The sequence below is a fragment of the Lentzea guizhouensis genome (assembly GCF_001701025.1).
Taxonomy (GTDB): Bacteria; Actinomycetota; Actinomycetes; order Mycobacteriales; family Pseudonocardiaceae; genus Lentzea; species Lentzea guizhouensis.
This window is the reverse complement of sequence record NZ_CP016793.1, coordinates 6969393-6991221: the sequence shown is the minus strand read 5'-3', so window position 1 is coordinate 6991221 and position 21829 is coordinate 6969393. Positions and strand designations below refer to the sequence as shown.

The 21829-nt window shown below is 71.0% G+C and carries 24 protein-coding genes and 2 pseudogenes; 7 read left to right on the top strand and 19 right to left on the bottom strand.

All coding sequences use genetic code 11. From position 1 onward, the window contains the following. Positions 1-223 precede the first annotated feature (223 nt). The 9 genes and pseudogenes from BBK82_RS33850 to BBK82_RS33820 form a co-directional block, all read right to left on the bottom strand. Positions 224-1438 carry a cytochrome P450 gene (locus BBK82_RS33850; protein WP_065918615.1) on the bottom strand — a complete coding sequence of 405 codons (1215 nt, stop codon included), beginning with the start codon at positions 1436-1438 and terminating at the stop codon, positions 224-226. Between the two features lie 91 nt (positions 1439-1529). Continuing rightward, a complete protein-coding gene (locus BBK82_RS57245) occupies positions 1530-3140 on the bottom strand; it encodes an ATP-binding protein (RefSeq protein ID WP_472368452.1) in 1611 nt (536 codons plus the stop codon). An 825-nt stretch (positions 3141-3965) separates the two neighbouring features. Beyond that, positions 3966-4253 (bottom strand): annotated as a pseudogene (locus BBK82_RS57240) (BTAD domain-containing putative transcriptional regulator); the annotation flags it as partial. After that, positions 4157-4522 (bottom strand): AfsR/SARP family transcriptional regulator, encoded by a 366-nt coding sequence (locus BBK82_RS57235; RefSeq protein ID WP_472368451.1) that lies wholly within the window; start codon positions 4520-4522, stop codon positions 4157-4159. The gene BBK82_RS57235 and the pseudogene BBK82_RS57240, both read right to left, overlap by 97 nt. 136 nt (positions 4523-4658) lie before the next feature. Then, positions 4659-5483, bottom strand: a complete 825-nt coding sequence (locus BBK82_RS33840; protein ID WP_065918614.1) for a DUF4097 family beta strand repeat-containing protein — start codon at positions 5481-5483, stop codon at positions 4659-4661. A 71-nt stretch (positions 5484-5554) separates the two neighbouring features. Beyond that, positions 5555-7876, bottom strand: a complete 2322-nt coding sequence (locus BBK82_RS33835) for a bifunctional salicylyl-CoA 5-hydroxylase/oxidoreductase (protein WP_065921550.1) — start codon at positions 7874-7876, stop codon at positions 5555-5557. 65 nt (positions 7877-7941) lie between these two features. After that, positions 7942-9519, bottom strand: coding sequence for an AMP-binding protein (locus BBK82_RS33830; protein WP_065918613.1), 1578 nt, complete (start codon positions 9517-9519; stop codon positions 7942-7944). A gap of 20 nt (positions 9520-9539) precedes the next feature. Beyond that, positions 9540-10433: an acyl-CoA thioesterase gene (locus BBK82_RS33825; RefSeq protein ID WP_065918612.1), complete on the bottom strand. Its 894-nt coding sequence runs from the start codon at positions 10431-10433 to the stop codon at positions 9540-9542. Beyond that, positions 10430-10912: a cupin domain-containing protein gene (locus tag BBK82_RS33820; protein WP_065918611.1), complete on the bottom strand. Its 483-nt coding sequence runs from the start codon at positions 10910-10912 to the stop codon at positions 10430-10432. Before BBK82_RS33820 ends, BBK82_RS33825 begins: the two co-directional genes overlap by 4 nt. A gap of 40 nt (positions 10913-10952) precedes the next feature. On the opposite strand from BBK82_RS33820, the gene BBK82_RS33815 reads away from it, so the two are divergent. Genes BBK82_RS33815 through BBK82_RS33805 form a run of 3 tightly spaced genes read left to right on the top strand, consistent with a single transcriptional unit; the run spans position 10953 to position 13126 of the window. Next, complete coding sequence (locus BBK82_RS33815) at positions 10953-11372, top strand: RidA family protein (RefSeq protein ID WP_065918610.1); 420 nt, start codon at positions 10953-10955, stop codon at positions 11370-11372. 36 nt (positions 11373-11408) lie between these two features. Then, on the top strand, positions 11409-12260 hold the full coding sequence (locus BBK82_RS33810) for a fumarylacetoacetate hydrolase family protein (RefSeq protein WP_065918609.1): 852 nt from the start codon (positions 11409-11411) through the stop codon (positions 12258-12260). A gap of 26 nt (positions 12261-12286) precedes the next feature. Then, positions 12287-13126, top strand: coding sequence for a PaaX family transcriptional regulator (locus BBK82_RS33805; RefSeq protein ID WP_065918608.1), 840 nt, complete (start codon positions 12287-12289; stop codon positions 13124-13126). A 179-nt stretch (positions 13127-13305) separates the two neighbouring features. Here the strand turns inward: BBK82_RS33805 and BBK82_RS33800 are convergent, their stop codons facing one another. Then, the gene (locus BBK82_RS33800; protein ID WP_065918607.1) at positions 13306-14034 is read right to left on the bottom strand and encodes a DUF2382 domain-containing protein; all 729 of its coding nucleotides are present in this window, start codon (positions 14032-14034) and stop codon (positions 13306-13308) included. A gap of 206 nt (positions 14035-14240) precedes the next feature. Between BBK82_RS33800 and BBK82_RS33795 the strand changes: the two genes are divergently transcribed. After that, positions 14241-14648, top strand: a complete 408-nt coding sequence (locus tag BBK82_RS33795) for an SRPBCC family protein (RefSeq protein WP_065918606.1) — start codon at positions 14241-14243, stop codon at positions 14646-14648. A 25-nt stretch (positions 14649-14673) separates the two neighbouring features. Beyond that, positions 14674-15132: an RDD family protein gene (locus tag BBK82_RS33790; RefSeq protein ID WP_065918605.1), complete on the top strand. Its 459-nt coding sequence runs from the start codon at positions 14674-14676 to the stop codon at positions 15130-15132. On the opposite strand, the pseudogene BBK82_RS33785 reads toward BBK82_RS33790, so the two are convergent. From BBK82_RS33785 to BBK82_RS33775, 5 genes and pseudogenes are all read right to left on the bottom strand, one after another. Further along, positions 15125-15773, bottom strand: a pseudogene (locus BBK82_RS33785) (response regulator). The gene BBK82_RS33790 and the pseudogene BBK82_RS33785 overlap by 8 nt on opposite strands. Beyond that, the gene (locus BBK82_RS49225; protein ID WP_170068009.1) at positions 15773-16228 is read right to left on the bottom strand and encodes a sensor histidine kinase; all 456 of its coding nucleotides are present in this window, start codon (positions 16226-16228) and stop codon (positions 15773-15775) included. The pseudogene BBK82_RS33785 and the gene BBK82_RS49225 overlap by 1 nt, the downstream one beginning before the upstream one ends. Then, complete coding sequence (locus BBK82_RS51955) at positions 16197-16553, bottom strand: histidine kinase (RefSeq protein ID WP_083268319.1); 357 nt, start codon at positions 16551-16553, stop codon at positions 16197-16199. Before BBK82_RS51955 ends, BBK82_RS49225 begins: the two co-directional genes overlap by 32 nt. A gap of 16 nt (positions 16554-16569) precedes the next feature. Beyond that, on the bottom strand, positions 16570-16839 hold the full coding sequence (locus BBK82_RS51950) for a hypothetical protein (protein ID WP_083268318.1): 270 nt from the start codon (positions 16837-16839) through the stop codon (positions 16570-16572). Positions 16840-16867: 28 nt separating this feature from the next. After that, positions 16868-17320: a hypothetical protein gene (locus BBK82_RS33775; protein ID WP_065918604.1), complete on the bottom strand. Its 453-nt coding sequence runs from the start codon at positions 17318-17320 to the stop codon at positions 16868-16870. Positions 17321-17573: 253 nt separating this feature from the next. On the opposite strand from BBK82_RS33775, the gene ppk2 reads away from it, so the two are divergent. Beyond that, positions 17574-18425, top strand: a complete 852-nt coding sequence (gene ppk2, locus BBK82_RS33770) for a polyphosphate kinase 2 (protein ID WP_237048455.1) — start codon at positions 17574-17576, stop codon at positions 18423-18425. A gap of 84 nt (positions 18426-18509) precedes the next feature. Here the strand turns inward: ppk2 and BBK82_RS33765 are convergent, their stop codons facing one another. The 3 genes from BBK82_RS33765 to BBK82_RS33755 are packed head-to-tail and all read right to left on the bottom strand — an operon-like array spanning position 18510 to position 20223. Next, the gene (locus tag BBK82_RS33765) at positions 18510-19049 is read right to left on the bottom strand and encodes a carboxymuconolactone decarboxylase family protein (protein WP_065918602.1); all 540 of its coding nucleotides are present in this window, start codon (positions 19047-19049) and stop codon (positions 18510-18512) included. A 26-nt stretch (positions 19050-19075) separates the two neighbouring features. Then, entirely contained in the window at positions 19076-19636 is a 561-nt protein-coding gene (locus BBK82_RS33760) for a redoxin domain-containing protein (RefSeq protein WP_218920412.1), read from the bottom strand. Beyond that, positions 19633-20223, bottom strand: coding sequence for a protoglobin domain-containing protein (locus BBK82_RS33755; RefSeq protein WP_065918601.1), 591 nt, complete (start codon positions 20221-20223; stop codon positions 19633-19635). Before BBK82_RS33755 ends, BBK82_RS33760 begins: the two co-directional genes overlap by 4 nt. 164 nt (positions 20224-20387) lie before the next feature. Between BBK82_RS33755 and BBK82_RS33750 the strand changes: the two genes are divergently transcribed. After that, positions 20388-21023 carry a MarR family winged helix-turn-helix transcriptional regulator gene (locus BBK82_RS33750; RefSeq protein WP_065921548.1) on the top strand — a complete coding sequence of 212 codons (636 nt, stop codon included), beginning with the start codon at positions 20388-20390 and terminating at the stop codon, positions 21021-21023. A gap of 2 nt (positions 21024-21025) precedes the next feature. Here the strand turns inward: BBK82_RS33750 and BBK82_RS33745 are convergent, their stop codons facing one another. Then, entirely contained in the window at positions 21026-21703 is a 678-nt protein-coding gene (locus tag BBK82_RS33745; RefSeq protein ID WP_065918600.1) for an MOSC domain-containing protein, read from the bottom strand. Positions 21704-21829: the final 126 nt, after the last annotated feature.

Genomic DNA, 21829 nt, shown 5'->3' with positions numbered 1-21829 from the left:
GCCGGGAGTGCCCCTCGTCGCCGGAGCGACCGAGCACCCCTCGTTCACTCGGACAGGTGAACGTTGTCCCGATCCGCAGCCCGGCACGTCTCCTTCCCGTGCACCCTCACCACGTCCCGATCCACCACCAACTCCGCCGAGCCACAAGGAAGGGGGGCGGGCGACACCTCCACCTCTCCCCCACGAACGGCCCTCACCTACGTTCGATCCGCGAACCCGAGACTCAGACCCAGGTCACCGGAAGCGAATGGACGCCGTAGATGTTCATGTTGGTGCGCAACGGCACCTCGTCGGCCGGCGTGGCGAGCTGCAGCGTCGGGAACCGGCGCAGCAACCCGTCGAATGCGGCCCGCATCTCGATCCGCGCCAGCTGCTGCCCGAGGCACTGGTGGACGCCGTGCCCGAACGCCACCTGTCCGCGGACCTGGCGGTGCACGTCCAGGGTGTCGGGGTTGTCGAACTTCGCCGGGTCGCGGTTCGCGGCCAGCAGGGACACCACGACGGTCGAGCCGGCCGGGATGAGTTCGCCGCCCAGTTCGACGTCCTCGACCGCGTACCGGAAGAAGATGTCCGCGACGGACAGGTATCGCATCAGCTCCTCGACGGCGTCGGGGATGAGTTCCGGTGCGGACTGCAGGGCGGCGAGTTGGTCTGGGTGTTCCAGGAGTGCGAACGTGCCCAGTGCCAACATGTTCGCGGTTGTCTCGTGGCCGGCGAGCAGCAGCAGGAACGCCATGCCCGTCAGCTCCTCGACGCTGAGGTCGGGGTCGCGGGCCAGGTCGGACAGGATGTCCTCGCCGGGTTCCGCGCGCTTCGAGACGCACAGCTGGCCGAGGTAGCCCATCATCGCGCCGAACGCGGCCATCTTCTCGTCGAGCGCCACGTCGCGTTCCATGAACTTCGACGAGTTCGACTGGAACGTCTCGCGGTCGGCGTAAGGGACGCCGAGCAGTTCGCAGATGACCAGCGATGGCACCGGCAGCGCGAACGAGGCGACCAGGTCGACCGGTGGGGTCAGCGAGGCCAGGAAGTCCAGCTGCTGCTCGGTGATCGCGGTGATGCCCTCTTCGAGCTGCTTCATCCGCTTGACCGTGAACGCGCCGGTCAGCTTGCGGCGCAACCGGGTGTGGTCCGGCGGGTCCATGCTGATGAACAGGCCGGGGATCTGCGGGGAGGGTTCGGTGGCCGCCGGCATGCCGGGTGTCTCGTAGGGCACGTGGATGATGCCGAGGTCCTGGCGGCTGCTGAACCTGGTGTCGGCCATGACCTGGCGCACCGCCTCGTAGCCGGTGACCAGCCAGCCCTCGTGGCCGTCCGGGAACAGCATCGGGCTGACCGGGCGGGTCTCGCGCAGGGCGGTGATCCGGGTGGGCGGGTCGAACGGGCCCGCGTCGCGTTCCATCGGCAGACCCTGCGGGACTGACACCGTCTGGCTCATCGGTTTCCCCTCGTGGTGGTGTGGTGCCACCACGGTCCACGATGATCCAGACATCCGGCTGACACGGCGCTGACACGGGCCGCCACCGCTGTCAGGGGCCGACGGTCGCCGCCACCAGTTCCTCCCAGTCCGCCTCCGCGCCTTCCACAGAAGCGGCCGAAAACGCCTGCTCACCGAGGTGATCACGGACGATCCGCGAGATGCGCTCAACATCTGGGTTGCACCGGTCCGGCAGACCGAGTACGCGCGCGCTCGCCGCCAGCAACCGCGCCGCCTGCGAGTGCTGGTCCCGGCGCAACGCGAGATCAGCGGCCCCGACGAGCATCTGCGCGATCACCGGCGCATGCCCGGTTTCGGCCGCCGCCGCGCAGGCCGCGGCACGTTCACAACGGGCCTCCTCCAGCGACGACGCGAAGTGGCTGCGCAGGTCGTGGGCGGTTGCGCGCAGGTGCGGCTGGAGCGCTTCCTCGCCCAGCAACGCCACCGCGATCGAGAGCTGCGCGAACGCCTCCCCCGCGAAACCGTTCCACCGCGCCAGCTCGGCCTTCGTCAGCGCCAGCGCGGCGAGCGTCCCAGGCCAGGTCACGCCGACAGCCCGGCGTTCGGCCTCGGCCACGGCCGCCGCGCTCGCGTCCTTGTCGCCCATCAGCCAGTGCAGCCGGGCCTGGCGCGCCCGCAGCTGGACCACGTCGTCGAGCGCGCCCAGTTCGGTGACGACCGCGATCGCCTGCTCGAAGTGCTCGCACGCCTCGGCGAACTCGCCGCGCAGCGCGATCCGGTCGGCCAGCTCGGTCTGCGCGAACGAGATGCCGAACCGTTCGCCGAGGACGCGGAACTCGACCAGCGACTCCTCGAAGTGTGCCTCGGCGGCGGCACCGCGTCCGAGTGCGGTCAGCATCTTGCCGATGTGCAGCCGGGACAACGCGCGCACCCACGGGTCCTCGTCGGCCAGCAACGACTCCCACGCCGGCAGCACGGACTCCGGCTCGCGCAGCAACCGTTGCAGCGGCACGACGACCCGCAGCGCCGGGTGGTAGCGCGGGCTGTGCCGGCCCAGCTCGTAGGCGCGGTGGATCCACTCCGCCGCTTCTGGCACGTCACCCGGTCCGGATGTCACGAACATCGACGTCAGCGCGTACACCACGGCCCTGACCTCGTCCGGCACCGAACCTGGAGTCTCGATGGCGGCGGTGATCAGCTCCATGCCCTCGGCCTTGCGCCCGATCAGCCACCAGTACCAGGCCGCCGCCGCGGCGAGCCGCATGGCCGCGTGCGCGTCACCCGCGGTCAGTGCGCCGCGCATCGCCGAGCCGAGGTTGTCGTGCTCCGCTTTGAGAACAGCCAGCCAGTCCAGCTGTTCGCTGCGGCGCAACCGCGGTTCCGCGGTCTCGGCCCGCTCGGTGAAACAGGCGAGGTGCGCCTGGCGCGCGAGCTCGGTCTCCCCCGCCTCCGCGAGCCGCGCGGCACCGTACTCCTTGATGGTGCCGAGCATCCGGTACCTCGGCGCGCCGTCGCCGGCCGCCACCAGCAACGACTTCTCCGTCAACGCGGTCAGCAGGTCGAGGACCTCGTGCTCCTCGACGACGTCACCGGCACAGACCCGTTCCGCGGCGGACAGGCTCGCCCCGCCCGCGAACACCGACAGCCGGCGCAGCACCACGCGTTCGGCGTCGCTGAGCAGCTCCCAGCTCCAGTCGACCATCGCGCGCAACGTCCGGTGGCGCGGCAACGCGGTGCGGCTTCCCCCGGTCAGCAACCGGAAGCGGTCGTCGAGGCGGTCGGCGAGCTGCTCCAGCGACATCGTCCGCAACCTCGCGGCGGCCAGCTCGATCGCGAGCGGCATCCCGTCCAGCGCCGTGCAGACGCGCTCCATCGTCGCGGGGTCGGCCACGAGGTCCTTGCGCACGGCGGCCGCGCGGTCGGTCAGCAGCTCGACCGCCTCCCGCAGCGCCAGCGGTTCCACCGGCCACAGCGCCTCGCCGGTGATGCCGAGCGGTTCGCGGCTGGTGGCGAGGATCCGCAACCGCGGGCACTCGCCGAGCAACCGGTGCGCGAGCGCGGCCGCCGCCTCGATCACGTGCTCGCAGTTGTCCAGCAGCAGCAACGTCTCCCGGTCGCGCAACGCGGTGATGAGCCGGTCCACCGGTTCTGCCGCCGGCGCGTCACCGAGCAACGCGTCGCGCAGACCGAGTGCGGACAGCGTCGCCGAGGCCACGTCGTCGCCGGGGCCGATGCCCGCGAGCTCCACCAGCCACACGCCGTCCGGCAGGTCGCCGAGCACCGTGCGCGCGCTCTCCGCCGCCAGCCTGGTCTTCCCGGAACCGCCGGGCCCGGTCAACGTGGTCAGCCGGTGACCGGCGACGAGCTCGCGGACCGCGGCGACGTCGGCGGCCTTGCCGATGTAGCCGGTGAGCTCGGAACGGAGGTTCGTCCTCCGGTTCTCCTCCCGCCGCCCGACCTCCCCGCGCAGCACCGCGACGTGCAGCTCGGACAGCTCCGGTGACGGGTCGACGCCCAGCTCGTCGGCGAGCGCCTCGCGCGTGCGCTGGTAGGCGACCAGCGCCTCGTTGTTGCGCCCGGCGGCGACCAGCGCCCGCATCAGCGCGGCGACCAGCTTCTCCCGCACGGGGTGCGCCGCCACCAGGTCGGTCAGCTCGGTGACCAGGTCCGCGCCGTGGCCGAGGCCGATCTCCGCGTCGAACCGGTCCTCCGCCGTGGTCAGGCGCAGCGCGTCGAGCCGGGTGGCCGCCGCGAACGCCCGCTGTCCGGCAGGCCCACGTCCTGCATCGCCGGCCGCGCCACAACGCCAGTGCGTCGCGCAGCCGTTGCACCGCGGCGGTCCCTGGTCGGTGCGGCTCCGGCGGCGAGCCGTTCGAACCGCACCGCGTCGACCGCGCCGGGGTCCAGCGCCAGCCGGTAGCCGTCGGTCAGCCCCTCGACCACGGCGTCCGGCAACGCCTTGCGCAACCGGGAGACCAGGCGCTGCAGGGCGTTCCCCGCGTCGGCCGGTGGCTGCTCGCCCCAGATCCAGTCGATCAGCGCCGCCTTGCCGACCGGCTGGCCGGGGGTGAGCGCGAGGGCCACGAGCAGCCCCCGCAACCGGGCGCCGGGGACGTCGGCGACCACGCCGTCGTCCCCGCGCACCTCGAACGGCCCCAAGATCCTGATCTGCACCCCCTCGATCCTGCCAGCCCGCCCTGCCCCGGCGGCGCCACACCGGTCAGGCAGCGGGGTGGATCACGATGTCGTCGAGCCTGGTGCGGGCGAACACCCGGACGGCGCTCGCGGCATCTCCCCGCGGCACAACGGAACTGCGCACCAGCCCCTTCGTGCTCCTCGCGTCGACCTCGGCCGCGGTGCCCTCGCTGACGCCGACCTCGATGCCGCCGGAAGCGTTCATCAGCTCGACCCGGCCGCGGCTGACCCGGCCGATCCGGATGGGGCAGTCGGCGGCCTTGGCCACCACCCCGCCGTCCGCTCTGCCGATGTCGAAGCTGCCGCTGGAACCACCCAGGTCGACGTTGGAGCGGGCGTGGCCGATCCACACCTTCCCGCTGCTGCCCCGGTAGCTGACGGCGCCGCCGGCCTCGCCGATGCGCACACCGGCGGTGCCGCCCTCGATGTCGGCGGTCCCGGCGACGTGCCCGACGGCCAGCGCACCGGCACCGAGGTGACCGCGCACCGCGGTGACGTGGTCGAGCTGGACCTGGCCGGAGCCGAGGTTGACCTCGCAGTCGCCGAGGCGGCCGTCGGCTCGCACCTCGGTCCACGCGGTGTGCAGCACCAGCCTTGAGCCGGCGGGCAGCTCGACGGTGATGGCGACGGAACCGGTGCGGGCACCCGACTTCGTCGTCTTGACCGCCAGCACGCCATCGGCGAAGTCGACCTTGGTGCGCTCGGCGACCTGCACGTCACGGGAGCTCGTCCGGTCGACCGGCTCGACGTGGACGACGGTGTCGGTGCGGTCGGTCGCGGTGATCCGGACGCGGGCGCCGGCGGTGGTGAGGGCGGCGGTGATCGGGTTCGGGGTGGTGAAGGTGGTCATCTCGGTGTCTCCCGTGCTCGTCGTCCGTGGTTGTCGCCACCACGGTGACCGAGCGGGTGGACACCGGGCTGTCACGGCACTGACACGGCCGATTCCCGTGGTGTCAGCGGTGTCCAGCGCAGGTGCACGGTCCGGTCCGGCTCGTCCGCGCGCAGCAGCGACAGGCGTGGGCGCACGGCGTCGGTGCGGGCGGTCGGCGGCTTGCGGCTGCCGGCCCGGTACTGGACGGGCCACTCCGCGCGGTGGTCCTGCTCGGCGGCCGCGTGCAGGGTCCAGTGCGGGTCGTAGAGGTGGGTGCGGCCGAGTGCGCACAGGTCGGCCCGGCCGGCCAGCAGGATCGAGTTGACGTCGTCGTAGGACGCGATGGCGCCGACGGCGATGACGGCGGTGCCGGTCGCGGCGGCGGCCTCGTGGCGGATCCGGTCGGCGAGCGGGGTCTGGTAGGAGCGGCCGTACGCCGGGCGTTCGTCAGCGGTGACCTGACCGGAGGAGACGTCGATCCCGTTGGCGCCGTGGGCGATGAACGCGCGGGCGATCTCCACGGCGTCGTGTTCGGTGTTGCCGCCGTCGACCCAGTCGGTCGCGGAGATGCGCACGATCATCGGGCGCTCGGCGGGCCACACCGCGCGCACGGCGTCGAAGACCTCCAACGGGTACCGCAGGCGGTTCTCGACGGAGCCGCCGTACTCGTCGGTGCGCTGGTTGGCGACCGGCGAGAGGAACGACGACAGCAGGTAGCCGTGGGCGCAGTGCAGTTCCAGCAGGTCGAACCCCGCCTCGGCACCACGGCGGGCGGCGGCGGCGAACTCGGCGGTGACCCGGTCGAGGTCGGCGCGGCTCACCTCGCGCGGGGTGGGTGACTGGGGGCCGTAGGGCAGCGCGGACGGACCGACGGTCTCCCAGTTGCCGTCGGGCAGCGGAACGTCCATCCCCTCCCACATCAGCCGGGTCGATCCCTTGCGGCCGGAGTGGCCGAGCTGCAGGCCCATGCGCGCGGTGCTGCGCTCGTGCACGAACGACACGATCCGCGCCCAGGAGTCGCGCTGCTCGTCGTTCCACAGACCGGTGCAGCCGGGCGTGATGCGGCCTTCCGGTGACACGCACACCATCTCGGTCATCACGAGTCCCGCGCCGCCCATGGCCTTCGAGCCCAGGTGGACGAGGTGGAAGTCGCCCGGCACGCCGTCCACGGCCGAGTACATGTCCATCGGCGAGACGATCACCCGGTTCTTGAGTTCCAACTGTCCCAAGCGGAACGGCTGGAACATCGCGGGCACGGTCGAGGGCAACCCCTGCGCGGCGGCGAACGCGGCGTCGACCCGGTCGGCGAACTCGGCGTCACGGGTGCGCAGGTTGTCGTAGGTGATCCGGCGCGAGCGGGTGAGCAGGTTGAAGCAGAACCGGGTCGGCTCCTGGCCGGTGTACATGCCGATGTTCTCGAACCACTCCAGCGAGGCCTGCGCGGCGCGTTGGGTGGACTCCACGACGGGGCGGCGCTCGGCTTCGTACGCGGTCAGCGCGGTTTCGACGTCTCGGTGTTCGTGCAGACAGGCGGCTAGGGCGAGCGAGTCCTCCATCGCGAGCTTGGTGCCGGAGCCGATGGAGAAGTGCGCGGTGTGGGCGGCGTCGCCGACGAGGACGAGGTTGCCGTCGTGCCACCGTTCGTTGCGCACGGTCGTGAAGCTGAGCCACTTCGAGTTGTTGGCGAACACCTGGTGTCCGGCCAGTTCCTCGGCGAACAGCTCGCGGACCCGGTCGACCGAGGCCATGTCCGAGACGCCTGGCGGGAACTGCTCGCCGGTGTCGAAGCCGGCGCGGCGCCACACGTCCTCGTGCATCTCGACGATGAACGTGGACCCGCTGTCCGAGTAGGGGTACCCGTGGACCTGCATGGTCCCCCACTCGGTGTCCTTGATGAAGAACTGGAACGCCTCGAACACCAGGTCCGTGCCGAGCCACATGTACCTGTTGTGCCGCTGGTCGAGCCTCGGCCCGAAGACGTCCGAAGAGGACTGCCGCACCAGCGAGTTGACGCCGTCCGCCCCGACCACCAGGTCGTGCGACGCGCGCAGGTCCTCGGTGTACGGCGCCGGCGTCGAGAAGTGCACGGCCACGCCGAGATCACGGCACCGCCGCTGCAGCAAGCCGAGCAGCTCCTTGCGGCTCATCGCGGCGAACCCCTGCCCGCCCACCGTGTGCGTCTCGCCGCGGTAGTGGATGTCGATGTCGGTCCACCGGGCGAACCGGCGGGCCATGGCGCCGGCGAACTCCGGGTCGGCGTTCTCGATCCCGCCGACGGTCTCGTCGGAGAACACCACGCCGAAGCCGAACGTGACGTCCGCGGCGTCGCGTTCCCACACCGTGACGTCGTGCGCGGGGTCGAGCTGCTTCATCAGCGCGGCGAAGTACAGGCCGCCGGGGCCGCCGCCGACGACGGCGATCTTCTTGGGAGCGGCCTTCACGTGAGCACCTCGTCCTCGATGATCCTGCGGAGTGCGAAGCGCTGCAGCTTGCCGCTCGCGTTGCGCGGCAACGAGGTCCGGAACCGCACGTCGCGCGGGTACTTGTAGGGCGCGATGGTGCGCTTGACGTGGTCCTGGATCTCACGCGCCTTCGTCTCGTCGCCCACAACACCTTCGCGCAGCACCACGAACGCGCACACGACCGAGCCGCGTTCGTCGTCCGGCTTGGCGACGACGGCGGACTCCAGCACGTCCGGGTGGGTGTCGATGGCCTCCTCGACCTCGGGGCCGCCGATGTTGTAGCCGGAGGAGACGATCATGTGGTCGCTGCGGGCGTGGTAGTGGAAGTAGCCGTCCTCGTCGCGGTGGAAGACGTCGCCGGTGACGTTCCAGCCGTTCACCACGTAGTCCTCCTGCCGTTCGTCGTCGAGGTAGCGGCAGCCGACCGGGCCGATCACGCCGAGCCGCCCCTGTTCGCCGGGACCGAGCTCCTCACCGGCGGCGCCGAGCACGGTGGCGCGGTAGCCGGGCACGGGTTTGCCGGTGGAGCCGGGCCGGATGTCGTCGCCCGCCGCGGAGATGAAGATGTGCAACAACTCCGTGGCACCGATGCCGTCGATCACCTTCAGTCCCAACCGGTCCCGTAATCGTTGCCAGGTCTCGCGCGGGATGTGCTCACCCGCCGACACCGCGGTCCGCAGCCCGGCGAGCTTGGACTCGACGCCTTCGCGCAGGATCGCCTTGTACGCCGTCGGTGCGGTGGCCAGCACCGTGACCCCGTGCTGCTGCACCAGATCCGCGACCTGGACGGGCGTGGCGGCCTCGGTCAGCAACGCGCACGCACCGGCGCGCAAGGGGAAGACGACGAGCATGCCCAGGCCGAACGTGAAGGCGAACGGGGCCGTGCAGGCCACCAGGTCGTCCTCGGTCAGCCGCAGCACGTGCCGGCCGAAGGTGTTGTCGATGGACAGGACGTCGCGGTGGAAGTGCACAGTGATCTTCGGGGATCCGGTGCTGCCGGACGTCGGGGCCAGCAGTGCCACGTCGTCCGCGGCGGTGTCGACCGCGGTGAACTCGCCCGACTTGGTCCCGCACCTGGCGGCGAGGTCGTCGTAGTCCACCACGGTCAGCCCCTCGAACGCGCGGACGTCCTCGACGAACCTGGTGTCCACCAACGCGATCGAGGGACGCGTGCGTTCGACGACCGGTGCCAGCTCACGGGTCCGCAACGCCGCCATGGTCGTCACGACGACACCGCCGGCCTTGAGCACGCCCAGCCACGCGGCCACCGTCCACGGGTTGTTGGGTGAGCGCAGCAGCACCCGTTGTCCCGGCTGGAGACCGAGGTCCTCGGTGAGCACCTGCGCGACCTGGTTGGCGCGCGTCCGAAGTTCGCCGTAGGTCCAGACCTCGCCGTCCGCCGTCCGCACCGCGGGGCGGTCGAGCTGCACGGCTCCGTCGATCAGCTCGGCCGCGGCGTTGAGGCGGTCCGGGTAGGTGAGCTCCGGCGTCGTGAACTCGATCGTCGGCCACAGCGCCGCCGGAGGGAGGTGGTCGCGGGCGAAGGTGTCCATCGCAGGTCCTTCCGGGCAGGTCAGGCGCGGATCATGCCCTCCTGGGCAACGGTGGCGAGGTGCCGGTGGTCGCGGGTGAAGAACCGGCCGTGGCCGAGGCCCCTGCCGTCGTCGGCGGCGACCGCCTCCTGCACGTAGAGCAGCCAGTCGCCGACCGGGCCGCGGCGGTGGAACCACATGGCGTGGTCGAGGCTCGCGGTGACCAGCCCCGGTCGCGCCCACGGCAGGTCGAGCACGCGCAGGACCGGTTCGAGGATCGTGTAGTCGCACATGTAGGCCAGCGCGGCGAGGTCGCGCTGGGCGTCGGTGAGCCCCTCGACCTGGCGCAACGGGTCGAACGGCCGCAGCCACACCGCCTGGTGCGGCACGCGATCACCCTCCACCGCGAGGTAGACAGGGCCGGGCACGTGCCGCATGTCGAAGCTGCGACCACCGGACCAGTACGCCTTGGACTCCTCGGTCATCGTGCCGCCGGCGCGGTCGGCGAGGTGGTCCGCGGTGCTCGGAAGTCCTTCCGGCGCGGGCAGCTCGTCGGTGAGCTCGGCGTGGAAGGCGCCGCCCGGTTCGCCGGCGGCGAAGTTGGCGAGGCAGACGTAGAGGGCCTTGCCGTTCTGGTAGCCGCGGACCTGCCGGGTGCTGTAGCCGCGGCCGTCGCGAAGCAGTTCCACCTCGTAGCGCACCTCGGCACCGATGTCGGCCGGGCGCAGGAAGTAGCTGTGCATCGAGTGCATCGACTTGCCGTCGGTCACCGTGCGCATGGCGGCGGCCGCGGCGGCCGCGACCAGGTCTCCCCCGTACGCCTTGGGCCACGGGCAGGGCTGGGTGACGGCGGTGAAGGCGAGGTCGAAGTGCTCCGGTTCCGCCTGCTTCAGCGTGACCGCCGAGGTGAAGAACGCCGACGTGCCGGCCGTCATCGGGTCAGCCAGTCGCGCAGGTCCTCGTCGGGGACGTCGGCCAGGTTCACCACGATGTTCTCCGGCGTGCGGGTGGTCATCCAGGTGAGCGGCCGGGTGCGGTCGAGGTTGCACTCGATGTGCGGCATGAACGGCGGCACGAAGACCCAGTCGCCCTCCTCCATGTCGACGTAGTCCTCGAACCTCTCGCCGAAGTAGATCCGCGCCCGGCCGGACAGCACGTACCCGCCGGTCTCGGCCTCGCCGTGGTGGTGGGTCACCGAGCGGTAGCCGGGCTCGTTGGTGACCTTGCCGAACCACAGCCGGGTGGCCGGGGTGTGCTGGATGCTCACGCCGGAGATCCGGATCGCGCCACCGGAGTTGGCGGTGTCCGGGTTCTCCGCACCGCCGCGCGTGACCACCGGGGCGACCAAGCCGCTGGGCAGCCGGTACATCGAGTTGTCGCCTTCGAGCTGGTACCTGCTCGAGTCGGGCTCCATATATCGCATTCTTCACTGCCGTCAGATATTGTCAATACTCATGAGGCCCGCAGCAGTGAACCCGGCCAGCCTTCCCTCCCCGCGCGGCTACTCCCACGGCACTCTCGTGGGCACCACGCTGCACCTGGGCGGCCAGACCGCCACCGACGCCGAGATGAAGATCGTCCCCGGCGGCATCGTCGCCCAGTTCCGCCAGGCGTTCGGCAACGTGCTGACCACGTTGCGCGCGGCGGGCGGCGAGCCGGAGGACCTGGTCAGCATCACGATCTACCTCACCGACATCCCGGACTACCAGGCCAACGGCAAGGCGATCGGCGAGGTGTGGCGCGAGCTCGCCGGGCCCGTCTACCCGGCCATGGCGGGCATCGGCTGCACCGCGCTGTGGCAACCGGAGGCCCTCATCGAGATCCTCGGCGTGGCCGTGATCCCGGAGCACCGGCTGATCACTCCTGAATCGTAATAGCGTTTTCATGATCAGCGAAATGGAGACGCGATAGTGAAGCTGGCATCTGTGACCGTCGGCGGCGTGCGCCGCGCGGGTGTCGTGGACGAGGCCGCGCAGTCGATCACGTTGCTGGACACGACGGTCGACGACATCGTGCGAGGTGGCGCCGCGGGTGAGCGCGGTGAGGTGCTGCCGTTGTCCTCGCTGCGGCTGGAGTCACCGCTGCACCGCTTCAACCGGGACGTCCTGTGCACGGGCTGGAACTACCTCGACCACTTCCTGGAGTCGCAGGGCAAGCGCGGCGGGCAGGACCCCGTGTCGGTGCCGGAGCGCCCGACGTTCTTCACCAAGGGGCCGGACACGGTCATCGGCCCGGTCGACGACATCGCCTACGACCCGGCGATCTCCACGTCGTGGGACTACGAGGCGGAGATCGCGGTGGTCATCGGGCGCGACGGCCGGTCGATCCCGGAGGAGAAGGCCCTGGACCACGTCTTCGGCTTCCTCGTCGCCAACGACGTGTCCCAGCGCGACCTCCAACGCGCGCACGGCGGGCAATGGCTCAAGGGCAAGAGCCTGGACCGCACGATGCCGCTCGGTCCGTGGGTCACGACGACCGACTCCGTGGACCTGTCGGCCCTGCAGGTGCAGTGCGAGGTCAACGGGCAGCTGCTGCAGAACGCCTCCAGCACGGACATGGCGTTCTCGTTCGCGCGGATCATCGCCGAGCTGAGCCACGGCATGACGTTGCGCGCCGGCGACGTGATCCTCACCGGCACGCCCAGCGGCATCGGCAGCGCCCGTGAACCGCAGCTCTTCCTGCGCGACGGCGACCTGGTGGTGACACGTGTGAGCGGTCTCGGCGAGCTGCGCAACACTGTCACCCTCACGGATCTCAGCTGAGGAGGGAGAGGGCGCTGAACCTCGCGGTGAACAGTGACGCCGACGTGGCACTCGCCGGGCGCGACCGGCTCGGGCCGCTCATCGTCACGATCTTCGGCCTGTACGCGCGCGGCGAGGACAACTGGCTGTCGGTGGCGTCGGTCGTCGGGCTGATGGCGGAGCTGGGCGTGGAGGGCCAGGCCGTGCGCTCGTCGATCTCCCGGCTGAAGCGCCGCGGCGTGGTGATCAGCGACCGGCGCGAGGGCGCCGCCGGCTACGCGCTGGCCGAACCGACCCTGGAGACGCTCGCGGAGGGCGACGCGCGGATCTTCGAACGCCGCCGCGCCACCACCGACGACGGCTGGCTGGTGGTCGTGTTCTCCGTACCGGAGTCCGAACGCGAGAAGCGCCACGAGCTGCGCACCAGCCTGACCCAGCTGGGTTTCGGCACCACAGCGCCGGGCGTGTGGATCGCACCGGGCAACCTCGCCGCCGAGACCAGGCGCACCCTGGCCCGCCGCGGCCTGGCCGAGTACGTGGACATCTTCGCCGGTCACCACTTCGCGTTCGGCGACCTGCGCTCGAAGGTGCGGGCCTGGTGGGACCTCGACGAGCTGGCCGACCTGTACGCGGACTTCCTGCGCCGCCACCGCCCGGTCCTGGCCGCGCTGCCCGCCTCGATCAGCGCCTCGCAGGCGTTCCAGACGTACGTGCCGATGCTGACCCAGTGGCGCCGCCTGCCCTACAGCGACCCCGGCCTGCCGCTGGCGCTGCTGCCGCCGGGGTGGAACGGCGTAACCGCGGAGGCGTTGTTCGAGGAGCTGAACACCCGGTTGAGCGCACCGGCCCGTGAGCACGCTCTTGCCGTGATCCACGCACGCGGCTGAGGGTTTCGCACGGCTGAGGGTTTCGCAAGGCTGGAGGTCGCGCACGGCTGGAGGTCGCGCACGGCTGGAGGTCGCGCACGGCTGGAGGTCGCGCACGGCTGGAGGTCGCGCACGGCTGAGGTCCGCTCATGCGGCTGGGGCCCGCTCAGCAGTGCCGAGCGGGCCCCACACCAGCGTTCTCACCGACGGCTGTCGTCGTCCCGCTCGACGTCGACGCGCTCCTTGCGCACCTCGCCGCTGACCTGGCGCTGCTCGGTGACGTTCTCCTTCTCCAGCCGCACCCGCTCCACGGCCTCCGCCCGCTTCTGCACCACGGGCTCCTCGCGGTGCAGGGTCACCGAGGCCTCCTCGTCCTCGAACGAGCCCGCCGCCTGGCCCTCCACGGGCTCGCGCACCACGCGAACCTCCTCGTGCGACACCGGCACGGTCACGTTGCGCTGCTCGGTGACGACATGCTTGACCAGCCGCACCCGCCCCGACTCGACCTCGCGGGTGCCGACGTCCATCCGCTCCTCGCTGCGCGTGACGGACATGCTGTCGTCGTCGCGCCGGCCGTGCTTGGGCAACCGGTCGTGCTCACCGGTCTTGGCGCTCGGGATCATCCCGTAGTGCCGGTAGAGCTCCTGCTGCTGGTCGTCGGTCATCTGCTGCCCGTCGACGTCGATCTTCGGCGCCTCCTTGACCAGCTCCTTGTCCACCGGCACCGTGATCGCCCCCGCGCTCACCCGCGCCTGCTGGATGGGCACGAAGCTCTCCTTCAGCCCGAACAGTCCGGTGTGGACCTCCGCCCACGTGGGCGCACCGTCGACGTCGTCGAGCCACACCTGCTTCACCGAGCCGATCCGCTCGCCCTTGCGGTCGATCACGTCGCAGTCGTAAAGCGCTTCGAGCTGGGTCCGATCGATCATCGTTCTTCCTCTCGTGTCGCTGGTGTCTGCGATCGCGAGGTACCCAGGTGCGGCGGCTGACTGCTCCATTTGCGCACCATCCAGCGACGAGGGTTCGCTCGAACGTGATTCACGTTGTCGGACGGTGACGACCCCGCGCCTGGCGTTGCCCGAGCCGCACCGACCACCTCGTTCGGACCGGCGCGCCACCGGGTACCCCCGCTCCCATGACCACCTACACGCACACCGCGGAGGCCGACATCCCGGCCGACACGCTGTTCCAGTTCCTGGCCGAGCCCAGGAACCTCCCCCGCTACTTCCCGCAGATGACCGCCGCCGAGCCCGAGGGCGGCGAGCAGGTGCACGTCGAGGCCGAGGTGCACGGGCACCACGTCGAGGGTGAGGCGTGGGTGCGGCCGGACGCCGGGCGGCGGCGGTTGGAGTGGGGTGCCGAAGGGCCGGACGACTACCACGGTGAGCTTCAGATCGAGGAGGTGGCGCCGGGGCGGTCGCGGATCACGGTGAGCCTGCACAGCGTGCGGGAGGCGAAGGGCGACGAGGTGCAGCGCGGGCTGGAGGAGACGGTGGCCGTGCTGACGCAGACCGCGGCCGCCGACGACCGCTCGAACGGGTGACCGCGGGCCCTGGCATCATCTTCGGGTGATCTCCGACGCTGATGCCCGCGGGGTCGTCCTCCGCCGGTACTGGCAGCACGTCATCGAGTTCGTCCTGCTCGTCGTCGCGGCCGTGCTGAGCCTGGTGCCCGGCCTGTTCCTGGCGGTGGGGCTCATCAAGCTCGGGCTCACCCCGGAGGCGTTCACCATCGTGCCCATGGTGGTGGTGGCGGCGGTCGCGCTGCTCGGGACGCTGTGGGTCGAGATCTGGTACCCGCACCGGCACGGCGGGGCGACGCCGGCGATGCGGTGGCTCGGGTTGCGGATCACGAAGGTCCGCGGTGGTGAGCCGTCGTTGCGGGACTACTCCGTGCGGTGGTTGCTGATGGTGGTGGACGGGATGTTCCTGGGGCTGGTCGGGGCGGTGCTGATCGCGGTGACACCGCGTCACCAGCGGCTCGGGGACATGGTCGCCGGGACCGTGGTGGTGCGCGCGGTCACCTGAGCAGACCGTTGCGCCACGCCCAGATCGCGATCTCGGTGCGGTTGCGGGCGCCGAGCTTGGCCTGGACGTTCGTGAGGTGCGACTTCACCGTCGACAGCGAGACGGTGAGGCGGTCGGCGATCTCTGCGTTGGTCGAGCCGCGCGCCACGGCCAGCGCGACCTCGAGCTCACGACCGGTCAGCGGGGTGTCCGGCTGCCTCTCCCGGCCACCGCCTGCGGTGAAGTGGGCGAGCAGGCGCACGGTCACCGCGGGTGACACCAGCGCCTCTCCCCTGACCGCGGCGTGCACCGCCTCCACCAGCAGCCGCGGCCGGGCGTCCTTCAGCAGGAACCCGCAGGCACCGGCGAGCAGCGCCGCGTAGACGTTTCTCGTCGACGTCGTAGGTGGTGACGACCAGCACCCGCAACGGATCGGGGACGTCCGGACCGGCCAGCAGCCGGGTCGCGCGCAGGCCGTCGAGCTTCGGCATGCGGATGTCCATCAGCGTCACGTCGGGGCGCAGCTGCCTCGCCATCCGCACCGCCGCCTCGCCGTCGGCGGCCTCGCTGATCACCTCGATGCCCGGCTCGGCGTCGAGGATCAGCCGGAAGCCGGTGCGGACGAGGGTCTGGTCGTCGGCGATCAGCACCCGGATCGTCATCAGATGCCCCCTGGCAGGTCGGCGTCGAGGGGCATGCGCGCGGTGACCCGCCAGCCGTCGTTCCCGTGTGGACCCGCGGTCAGCTCGCCGCCCAACGCCGCCATCCGTTCTGTCATGCCGATGATGCCGTGCCCGCCGCAGGCGGCTTCGCCGAGCACACCGTCGTTGTCGATCCGCAGCACCAGGTCGTCGCCGTCGGACCGGGCGGTCACCCGCACGTCCGAGGCCTGCGCGTGCCGCCGGGTGTTGGTCAGCGCCTCCAGCAGAACCCGGTGCAGCGCAACGGAAACCTGGGCCGGCAACCGCAGGCCGTCCACGTCGGGGTCGACGCGCACCGAGACGCCCTGGCTCGCCGCGCGCACCACGTCCCCCAGCACCAGGCTCGGCGGGCAGCGGCTCGGCGCGCGGTCAGGCTCGTGTCGGTCAGCGCTGTTCGGCCAGCGCCTGCGCCGCACGGGTGCGCACCACGATCCCGGTGACGTGGTGCGCAACCAGGTCGTGCAGGTCCCTCGCGAGCTGCAGCCTGTCCTCGGTGCGGATGCGTTCCAGCTCGCGGCGGTGCCGGGCGTCCGCGTCCCGGAGGATCAGCCCCAGCGCCACCGCCGCGCCCCACGCCAGCGCGGCCACCGGGACCAGCGCCGCCGGGTAGTCGAGGCCGTACCGCACGATCGGCGCGAGCACCACTGCGGCACAGGCGGCGACGGCGAGCACCGCCGCCCGCACCGCGGCAACCGCCGGCCCCGCGGCGGCCACCAGCAACAGGGCTAGCGTCTCGGTCACGACCGGCTGCCCGGCGTCAGCCGGCGGTCGCCGTGCCGAGCAGGGACAGCGCCACGACCGAGCCGCCGAGCAGTTCGACCTGCCGCGGAAACCTCCGCCGCAACACCGCCAGCACCGCCGACGCCGTCCCCGCGTACGGCAGCACCATCGTGAGCAACGGCCCGGCCACTCCCCGCGGAGTGCCCGAGCGCACCGCCAGCGCGGCGTCCACGGCCGTGGCCACGAGCAGCGCGACGACCTCGGCCACGAACACGCTCCGCCGCGCCGGCGGCACACCTGCGGTCATACCGGCATTCTGCCGCGTGCCGATTCCACTACCCCGCCCTGCGCACCGAGTCGAAGTAGGCGTTGGACGCCGGCAGGTAGCTGGCCACCACCGCCAGCGCCGCCACGACCGCACCACCGTAAGCGGGCAGCGTCGCCTCTCCCTCACCGATGAACAACGACCCCACCTGGAACACCGTGAACACGGCCAGCAGCACCCGCGCCCAGTTGCGGCCCGACCGGAGCTTGAACGCGAGCCACAGCTGCACCAGCGCGATCACCAGCGCGATCCCCGCCACGACGACCTGGCTCGTGGTGGCCGCGGCCTGCAGCTGCTCCTCGGTCCACGACGGCTGCGTCGCCCGCAGGGTCTCGACGAGATCGTCGTGCGTTCCCACCAGGACACCGATCGACGCCACCGCGAACACACTCGACACGAGGAATCCCATGAACGCGGCGATCACGGTGCGCGGCGGCGTGGTCCTACCCGTTGCAGTAGTCATGATCAGACCGTATGGCGCAACGGAAGTGGTTGCGAGACAACGAGTTGCGATCTAGTACTTTCGGCCGAGCCCCCGGTTGCGGGTTGCCGGCGGTGCCCCGACCATGCCGGTTTCCAGCGGCGATCCGCCGGGTATGTACGGTTTCGTGACCGACGTGACTGTCGATTCGGCTGACCTGCTGGTCGAGGGGTACACCGCCGAGTTCCCTGACGACGACGAGCCGATCCTGCGCGACGCGGACGGCCGCGAGGTGATGACCTGGCAGGAGAACTACCCGTTCACCGAACGGATGTCCCGCCACGAGTACGAACGCCTCAAGCGCCTGCTGCAGATCGAGCTCCTCAAGCTGCAGTACTGGCTGGACGAGACCGGCCAGCGCATGGTGATCCTGTTCGAGGGCCGCGACGCCGCCGGCAAGGGCGGCACGATCAAGCGGTTCACCGAGAACCTCGACCCGCGCGGCGCCAGGACCGTGGCACTGACCAAACCCACCGAACGCGAACGCGGCGAGTGGTACTTCCAGCGCTACGTCCGCCGCCTGCCCACCGCCGGCGAGATAGTCCTGTTCGACCGCTCCTGGTACAACCGCGCCGTCGTCGAACACGTGATGGGCTACTGCACGCAGGAGGAGTACGACCTGTTCATGAAGCAGGCCCCGGAGTTCGAACGGATGCTCGTCGAGGACGGCGTGCTGCTGGTCAAGCTCTGGTTCTCGGTCTCCCGCAAGGAACAGCGCACCCGGTTCGTCATCCGCCAGGTCGACCCGGTGCGCCAGTGGAAGCTCAGCCCCAACGACATCAAGTCGCTGGACCGCTGGGACGACTACACCGAGGCGAAGGTCGCGATGTTCCGCGCCACCGACACCGAGATCGCGCCGTGGACGGTGGTGAAGAGCAACGACAAGAAGCGCGCCCGGATCGAGGCGATGCGCAGCGTGCTCGCGCGGTTCGACTACATCGACAAGGACTTCGACGTGGTCGGGACGCCGGACGGGCGCGTGGTGGGGGCGGCGGCGACGCTGCTGGAGGAGGGTGAGGACGACACGGCGCTGAGCCCGACGCCGATCGCTCCGATGGCGGAGCACGGACCGGGGCTGCACCCGTGAGGCTGGGCCGGGGGAGCCTGGCACGACTCCCCCGGTGGCACGCGGTGGTCGCGCCGGGCTCACCTCGGCACGACCACCGGCCGCTCAGCGGGTCAGCTTCACGCGGGTGAAGTCCACCGGCACGTCCAGCGCCACGTTGATGTAGTTGGTGAACACGTTCAACGCCACGTGCGCCACCGTCTCCACGATCTCCTCCTGGCTCAGCCCGGCATCGCGCGCCGCCTGCACGTCGGCGTCCTCGATCTGCCCGCGCTTGTCGACCAGCGCGACGGCCAGCGTGAGCACGGCGGCCGCACGGGGGTCGTCGGAGACGCCGCTCTGCGCGGCGGACATCTCCTCGCTCGTCGCGCCCGCCTTCTTGCCGAGCATGGTGTGCGCGGACAGGCAGTAGTCGCAGCGGTTGCGGTCGGCGACGGCCACGGCGACCATCTCGCCCAGCTTGGCGCCGAGCTTGCCGCTGCCGAGGGCGCCGAACTGGGCCCACATGCTCTGCAGGGCGGCCGGGGAGTTGGCGACGGCGCGGAACATGTTGGGGACCACGCCGAAGGCGCCCTTGATCTGGGCGAGGGTCTCGGCGCGCTCGTCGGTGATCTGGTCGGGGTTGGTGAGTTCGATGCGTGACATCAGGTTCTCCTAGTCGATTCGGGGTTTCAGGTGCAGGTGCCGTCGATGGCGCAGACGGCGGGTGGGACGGCGCCGTCAGTGGCACGGACGGCGGGTGGGACGGCTCCGTCGAGCAGGCGGGTCACCGCGGAGGCGAGCGCCATGTCGTCGACCTGGCCGAGTTTCTGGCCGCGCAGCACGCCGTCGCGGTCGATGAGGACCGTGGTGGGCGTGCCCTGCATGCGGTAGCGGCTGAAGGTGACCGGTGCGGGGTGGTCGCTGCGCACGGCGTCGACGCCGACCGGGAACGGGATGCGGTACTCGTGCAGGAACGCTTTGAGGCTCACCGGGGTCATGGCCTCGTGGTGTTCGAACACGGTGTGCAGGCCGATGACGGCCAGGTCGTCGCCGAACGCCCTCGTCAACCGGACGGCTTGCGGCAGTGCGTGCGACACGCAGCCGGGGCAGAGCATCTGGAACGCCTCCAGCACCACCACGCGGCCGTGCAGCTGGGCGAGGTCGAGCGGTTCGCTGTTGAACCACTCCGCCGTCTCCCAGGGCGGCGCGGGCGTCAGCAGGCCGGAGGCCGGGGACAGCGGGAGGCTCACCAGGCACGTCCGGCGTAGGGCTGCGACCACAACGCGACCTGCAGGGTGACGGCCTTGAACCAGGCCTGGTGCATGGCGTCGACCTCGGCCTCGGGGTGGCCGCCGGCGGCGAGGAACGGGCGGATGGTCGCGGTGATCGGGTAGATGAACGCGACCAGGTAGCGCAGCGGAATGTGCGGCACCGAGTCGGCGTGGTCGGTCTGGTTCTTCCTCGGCTCGGTATGCCGCAGGGCGATCTCCTGCTGGTAGGCCAGCCAGCGCTCGTCGTACGGGCGGGTGCAGGTGTCGACGATCCAGCGGGCGAACCGGGCGCGCACGCGTGCCAGGTAGTCGGCGATCGGCACGCCGTCGGAGGTGGAGAAGTACGCGACGAGGTGCGGGTGCGAGCCGACGAAGCCGTACCAGACGTCGAGGACCTGCTCGATCTGTCCACTGAGGACCTCACCGGCCGTGCGCAGCGCCGCCTGGTCTTCAGGTCCGAAGAGGACGGTCGCGAGCAACAGCTCCAGATCTGCGGCGGTGACGGGGGACGGCGGCAGGCCGGGGTCGTCGTGGGTGTAGCCCGGTACGGGTTCGGGAGACGTCATGTCGGGTTCCTTCGCGATGCGGCGGGCCGTGTGTCGACCACACTGCCACAAACAAGGTAGGAGTCCTACCTACTTCTTCCCACACGTGACCCAGGTCTCATCGCGGAGGATGTGCGGAACACCCGTACGATCGCCGGGAAAGCCCTAATCATGAGGTGGAGCGCATGACTCACATCGACGGCACGGCCGGGCTCGACCGACGGCTGGCCGACGCGCTCGAGCGGATCGGGCACGGCATGCGGTCACTGGCGCAGCGCACCGCGCGTGAGCACGGGTTGTCGCCGTTGCAGCAGCAGGCCGTGCTGGCACTGGCCCAGCAGCCGCAGGCACGGCGCGAGGTGGCCGCGCTGGCACAGGAGTTCGACGTCACCACGCCGACGATGTCCGACGCGGTGACCGCGTTGGAGCGCAAGGGACTCGTGTCCCGCTCCCCCGGCGCGGACGGGCGCAGGCGGTCGCTGACGCTCACCGTCGCCGGTCTTGAGGTCGCGACTCAGTTGTCCTCTTGGGACGATCCACTCACGGCAGCGCTCGCCGCGCTGCCGGACGCGGACCGGGCGACCACCCTGCACACGCTGCTGCGGGTGATCGCGGACCTGCAGCGCGCGGGCGTCGTGAGCGTGGCTCGCACGTGCACGACCTGCCGGTTCTTCGGCCGTGACGAGCACCCGGACCCGGCCGCGCCGCACCACTGCCACCTGCTGCGCGTGCCGTTGCCGTTGACCGCTTTGCGCGTGGACTGCCTCGAGCACGAAACCGCGGGCACGCCGGCGGGCAAGCGCAAGCAGCGCACCATCTGAGGTCAGCCGTGCAGGCGCTCCACCTGTGAGTCGAGCCGCCCGTCCAACCGCCGGTGCAGCATCTTCGCCCACGACTGCGGCAGCACACCGGCGTGGTCGAGCAACCGCCGCGCGCCGTCCAGGTCGTCGCGGTCGAGGTTGACCACGCGGTGCACCTCGGCCGCGGTGATCCCGTGCGACGGCCTGGTCACCAGCACCACCCCGGCGCCGCGGACCAGCTGTCCCGGCCGCAGCACCCGGCAGTAGAAACCGGTGCGGCCGGTGCGTTGCGTGCGCACGGCCATGTCGCCGATCCCGTGGTGCGCGGCGAGCTTGTAGCAGGGCCGGCGCGGCTGGGACACCTGCAGCACAACGGTTCCGATCTCGTAGACCGCACCGAGCACGACGTCGGTCTCCAGCAACCCCGAGGTGGTCAGGTTCTCGCCGAACCCAGGTATCGGGAGCTCACCGACCTCCTGCGCCCACGCCGCGTAGTGCTCACCGGGGTAGAGCAGCACCGCCTTGTCCGGCCCGCCGTGGTTCTCCCGGTCGCCCTGCTCGTCACCGGCGAGACCGAGCAGTCCTACCTCGACCGGCTCCGGCGTGGGCGTCTTCGCGATGGCGGTGGCGACGTCCCGGCCGTGCCACGGCAACTGCCGCACGGCACCGGTGGACACGACCGTCACGCGTGCGTCGGTCATCGGCTCCCTGTTTTCTTGAACTGATCCGGACTACTTGTCCCGAGCGCGCACAGCATGGCACAGTGTCGCTAGGAGTCCTAACTAGTTGGACTCAGTAGTCGGCCCAGCGCCCCCGAGGAGATCGCT

What these genes read in the sequence shown, in the direction of transcription:
- BBK82_RS33745 (WP_065918600.1), bottom strand. Translation starts at nt 21,703, where the DNA reads ATGACCGACGCACGCGTGACGGTCGTGTCCACCGGTGCCGTGCGGCAG.
- BBK82_RS57245 (WP_472368452.1), bottom strand. Translation starts at nt 3,140, where the DNA reads ATGGTCGACTGGAGCTGGGAGCTGCTCAGCGACGCCGAACGCGTGGTG.
- BBK82_RS33800 (WP_065918607.1), bottom strand. Translation starts at nt 14,034, where the DNA reads ATGATCGATCGGACCCAGCTCGAAGCGCTTTACGACTGCGACGTGATC.
- BBK82_RS33795 (WP_065918606.1), top strand. Translation starts at nt 14,241, where the DNA reads ATGACCACCTACACGCACACCGCGGAGGCCGACATCCCGGCCGACACG.
- BBK82_RS33820 (WP_065918611.1), bottom strand. Translation starts at nt 10,912, where the DNA reads ATGGAGCCCGACTCGAGCAGGTACCAGCTCGAAGGCGACAACTCGATG.
- BBK82_RS33750 (WP_065921548.1), top strand. Translation starts at nt 20,388, where the DNA reads ATGACTCACATCGACGGCACGGCCGGGCTCGACCGACGGCTGGCCGAC.
- ppk2 (WP_237048455.1), top strand. Translation starts at nt 17,574, where the DNA reads ATGACCTGGCAGGAGAACTACCCGTTCACCGAACGGATGTCCCGCCAC.
- BBK82_RS33835 (WP_065921550.1), bottom strand. Translation starts at nt 7,876, where the DNA reads ATGAAGCAGCTCGACCCCGCGCACGACGTCACGGTGTGGGAACGCGAC.
- BBK82_RS33765 (WP_065918602.1), bottom strand. Translation starts at nt 19,049, where the DNA reads ATGTCACGCATCGAACTCACCAACCCCGACCAGATCACCGACGAGCGC.
- BBK82_RS33775 (WP_065918604.1), bottom strand. Translation starts at nt 17,320, where the DNA reads ATGACTACTGCAACGGGTAGGACCACGCCGCCGCGCACCGTGATCGCC.
- BBK82_RS33850 (WP_065918615.1), bottom strand. Translation starts at nt 1,438, where the DNA reads ATGAGCCAGACGGTGTCAGTCCCGCAGGGTCTGCCGATGGAACGCGAC.
- BBK82_RS33840 (WP_065918614.1), bottom strand. Translation starts at nt 5,483, where the DNA reads ATGACCACCTTCACCACCCCGAACCCGATCACCGCCGCCCTCACCACC.
- BBK82_RS33825 (WP_065918612.1), bottom strand. Translation starts at nt 10,433, where the DNA reads ATGACGGCCGGCACGTCGGCGTTCTTCACCTCGGCGGTCACGCTGAAG.
- BBK82_RS33815 (WP_065918610.1), top strand. Translation starts at nt 10,953, where the DNA reads ATGAGGCCCGCAGCAGTGAACCCGGCCAGCCTTCCCTCCCCGCGCGGC.
- BBK82_RS33755 (WP_065918601.1), bottom strand. Translation starts at nt 20,223, where the DNA reads ATGACGTCTCCCGAACCCGTACCGGGCTACACCCACGACGACCCCGGC.
- BBK82_RS51950 (WP_083268318.1), bottom strand. Translation starts at nt 16,839, where the DNA reads ATGACCGCAGGTGTGCCGCCGGCGCGGCGGAGCGTGTTCGTGGCCGAG.
- BBK82_RS33830 (WP_065918613.1), bottom strand. Translation starts at nt 9,519, where the DNA reads ATGGACACCTTCGCCCGCGACCACCTCCCTCCGGCGGCGCTGTGGCCG.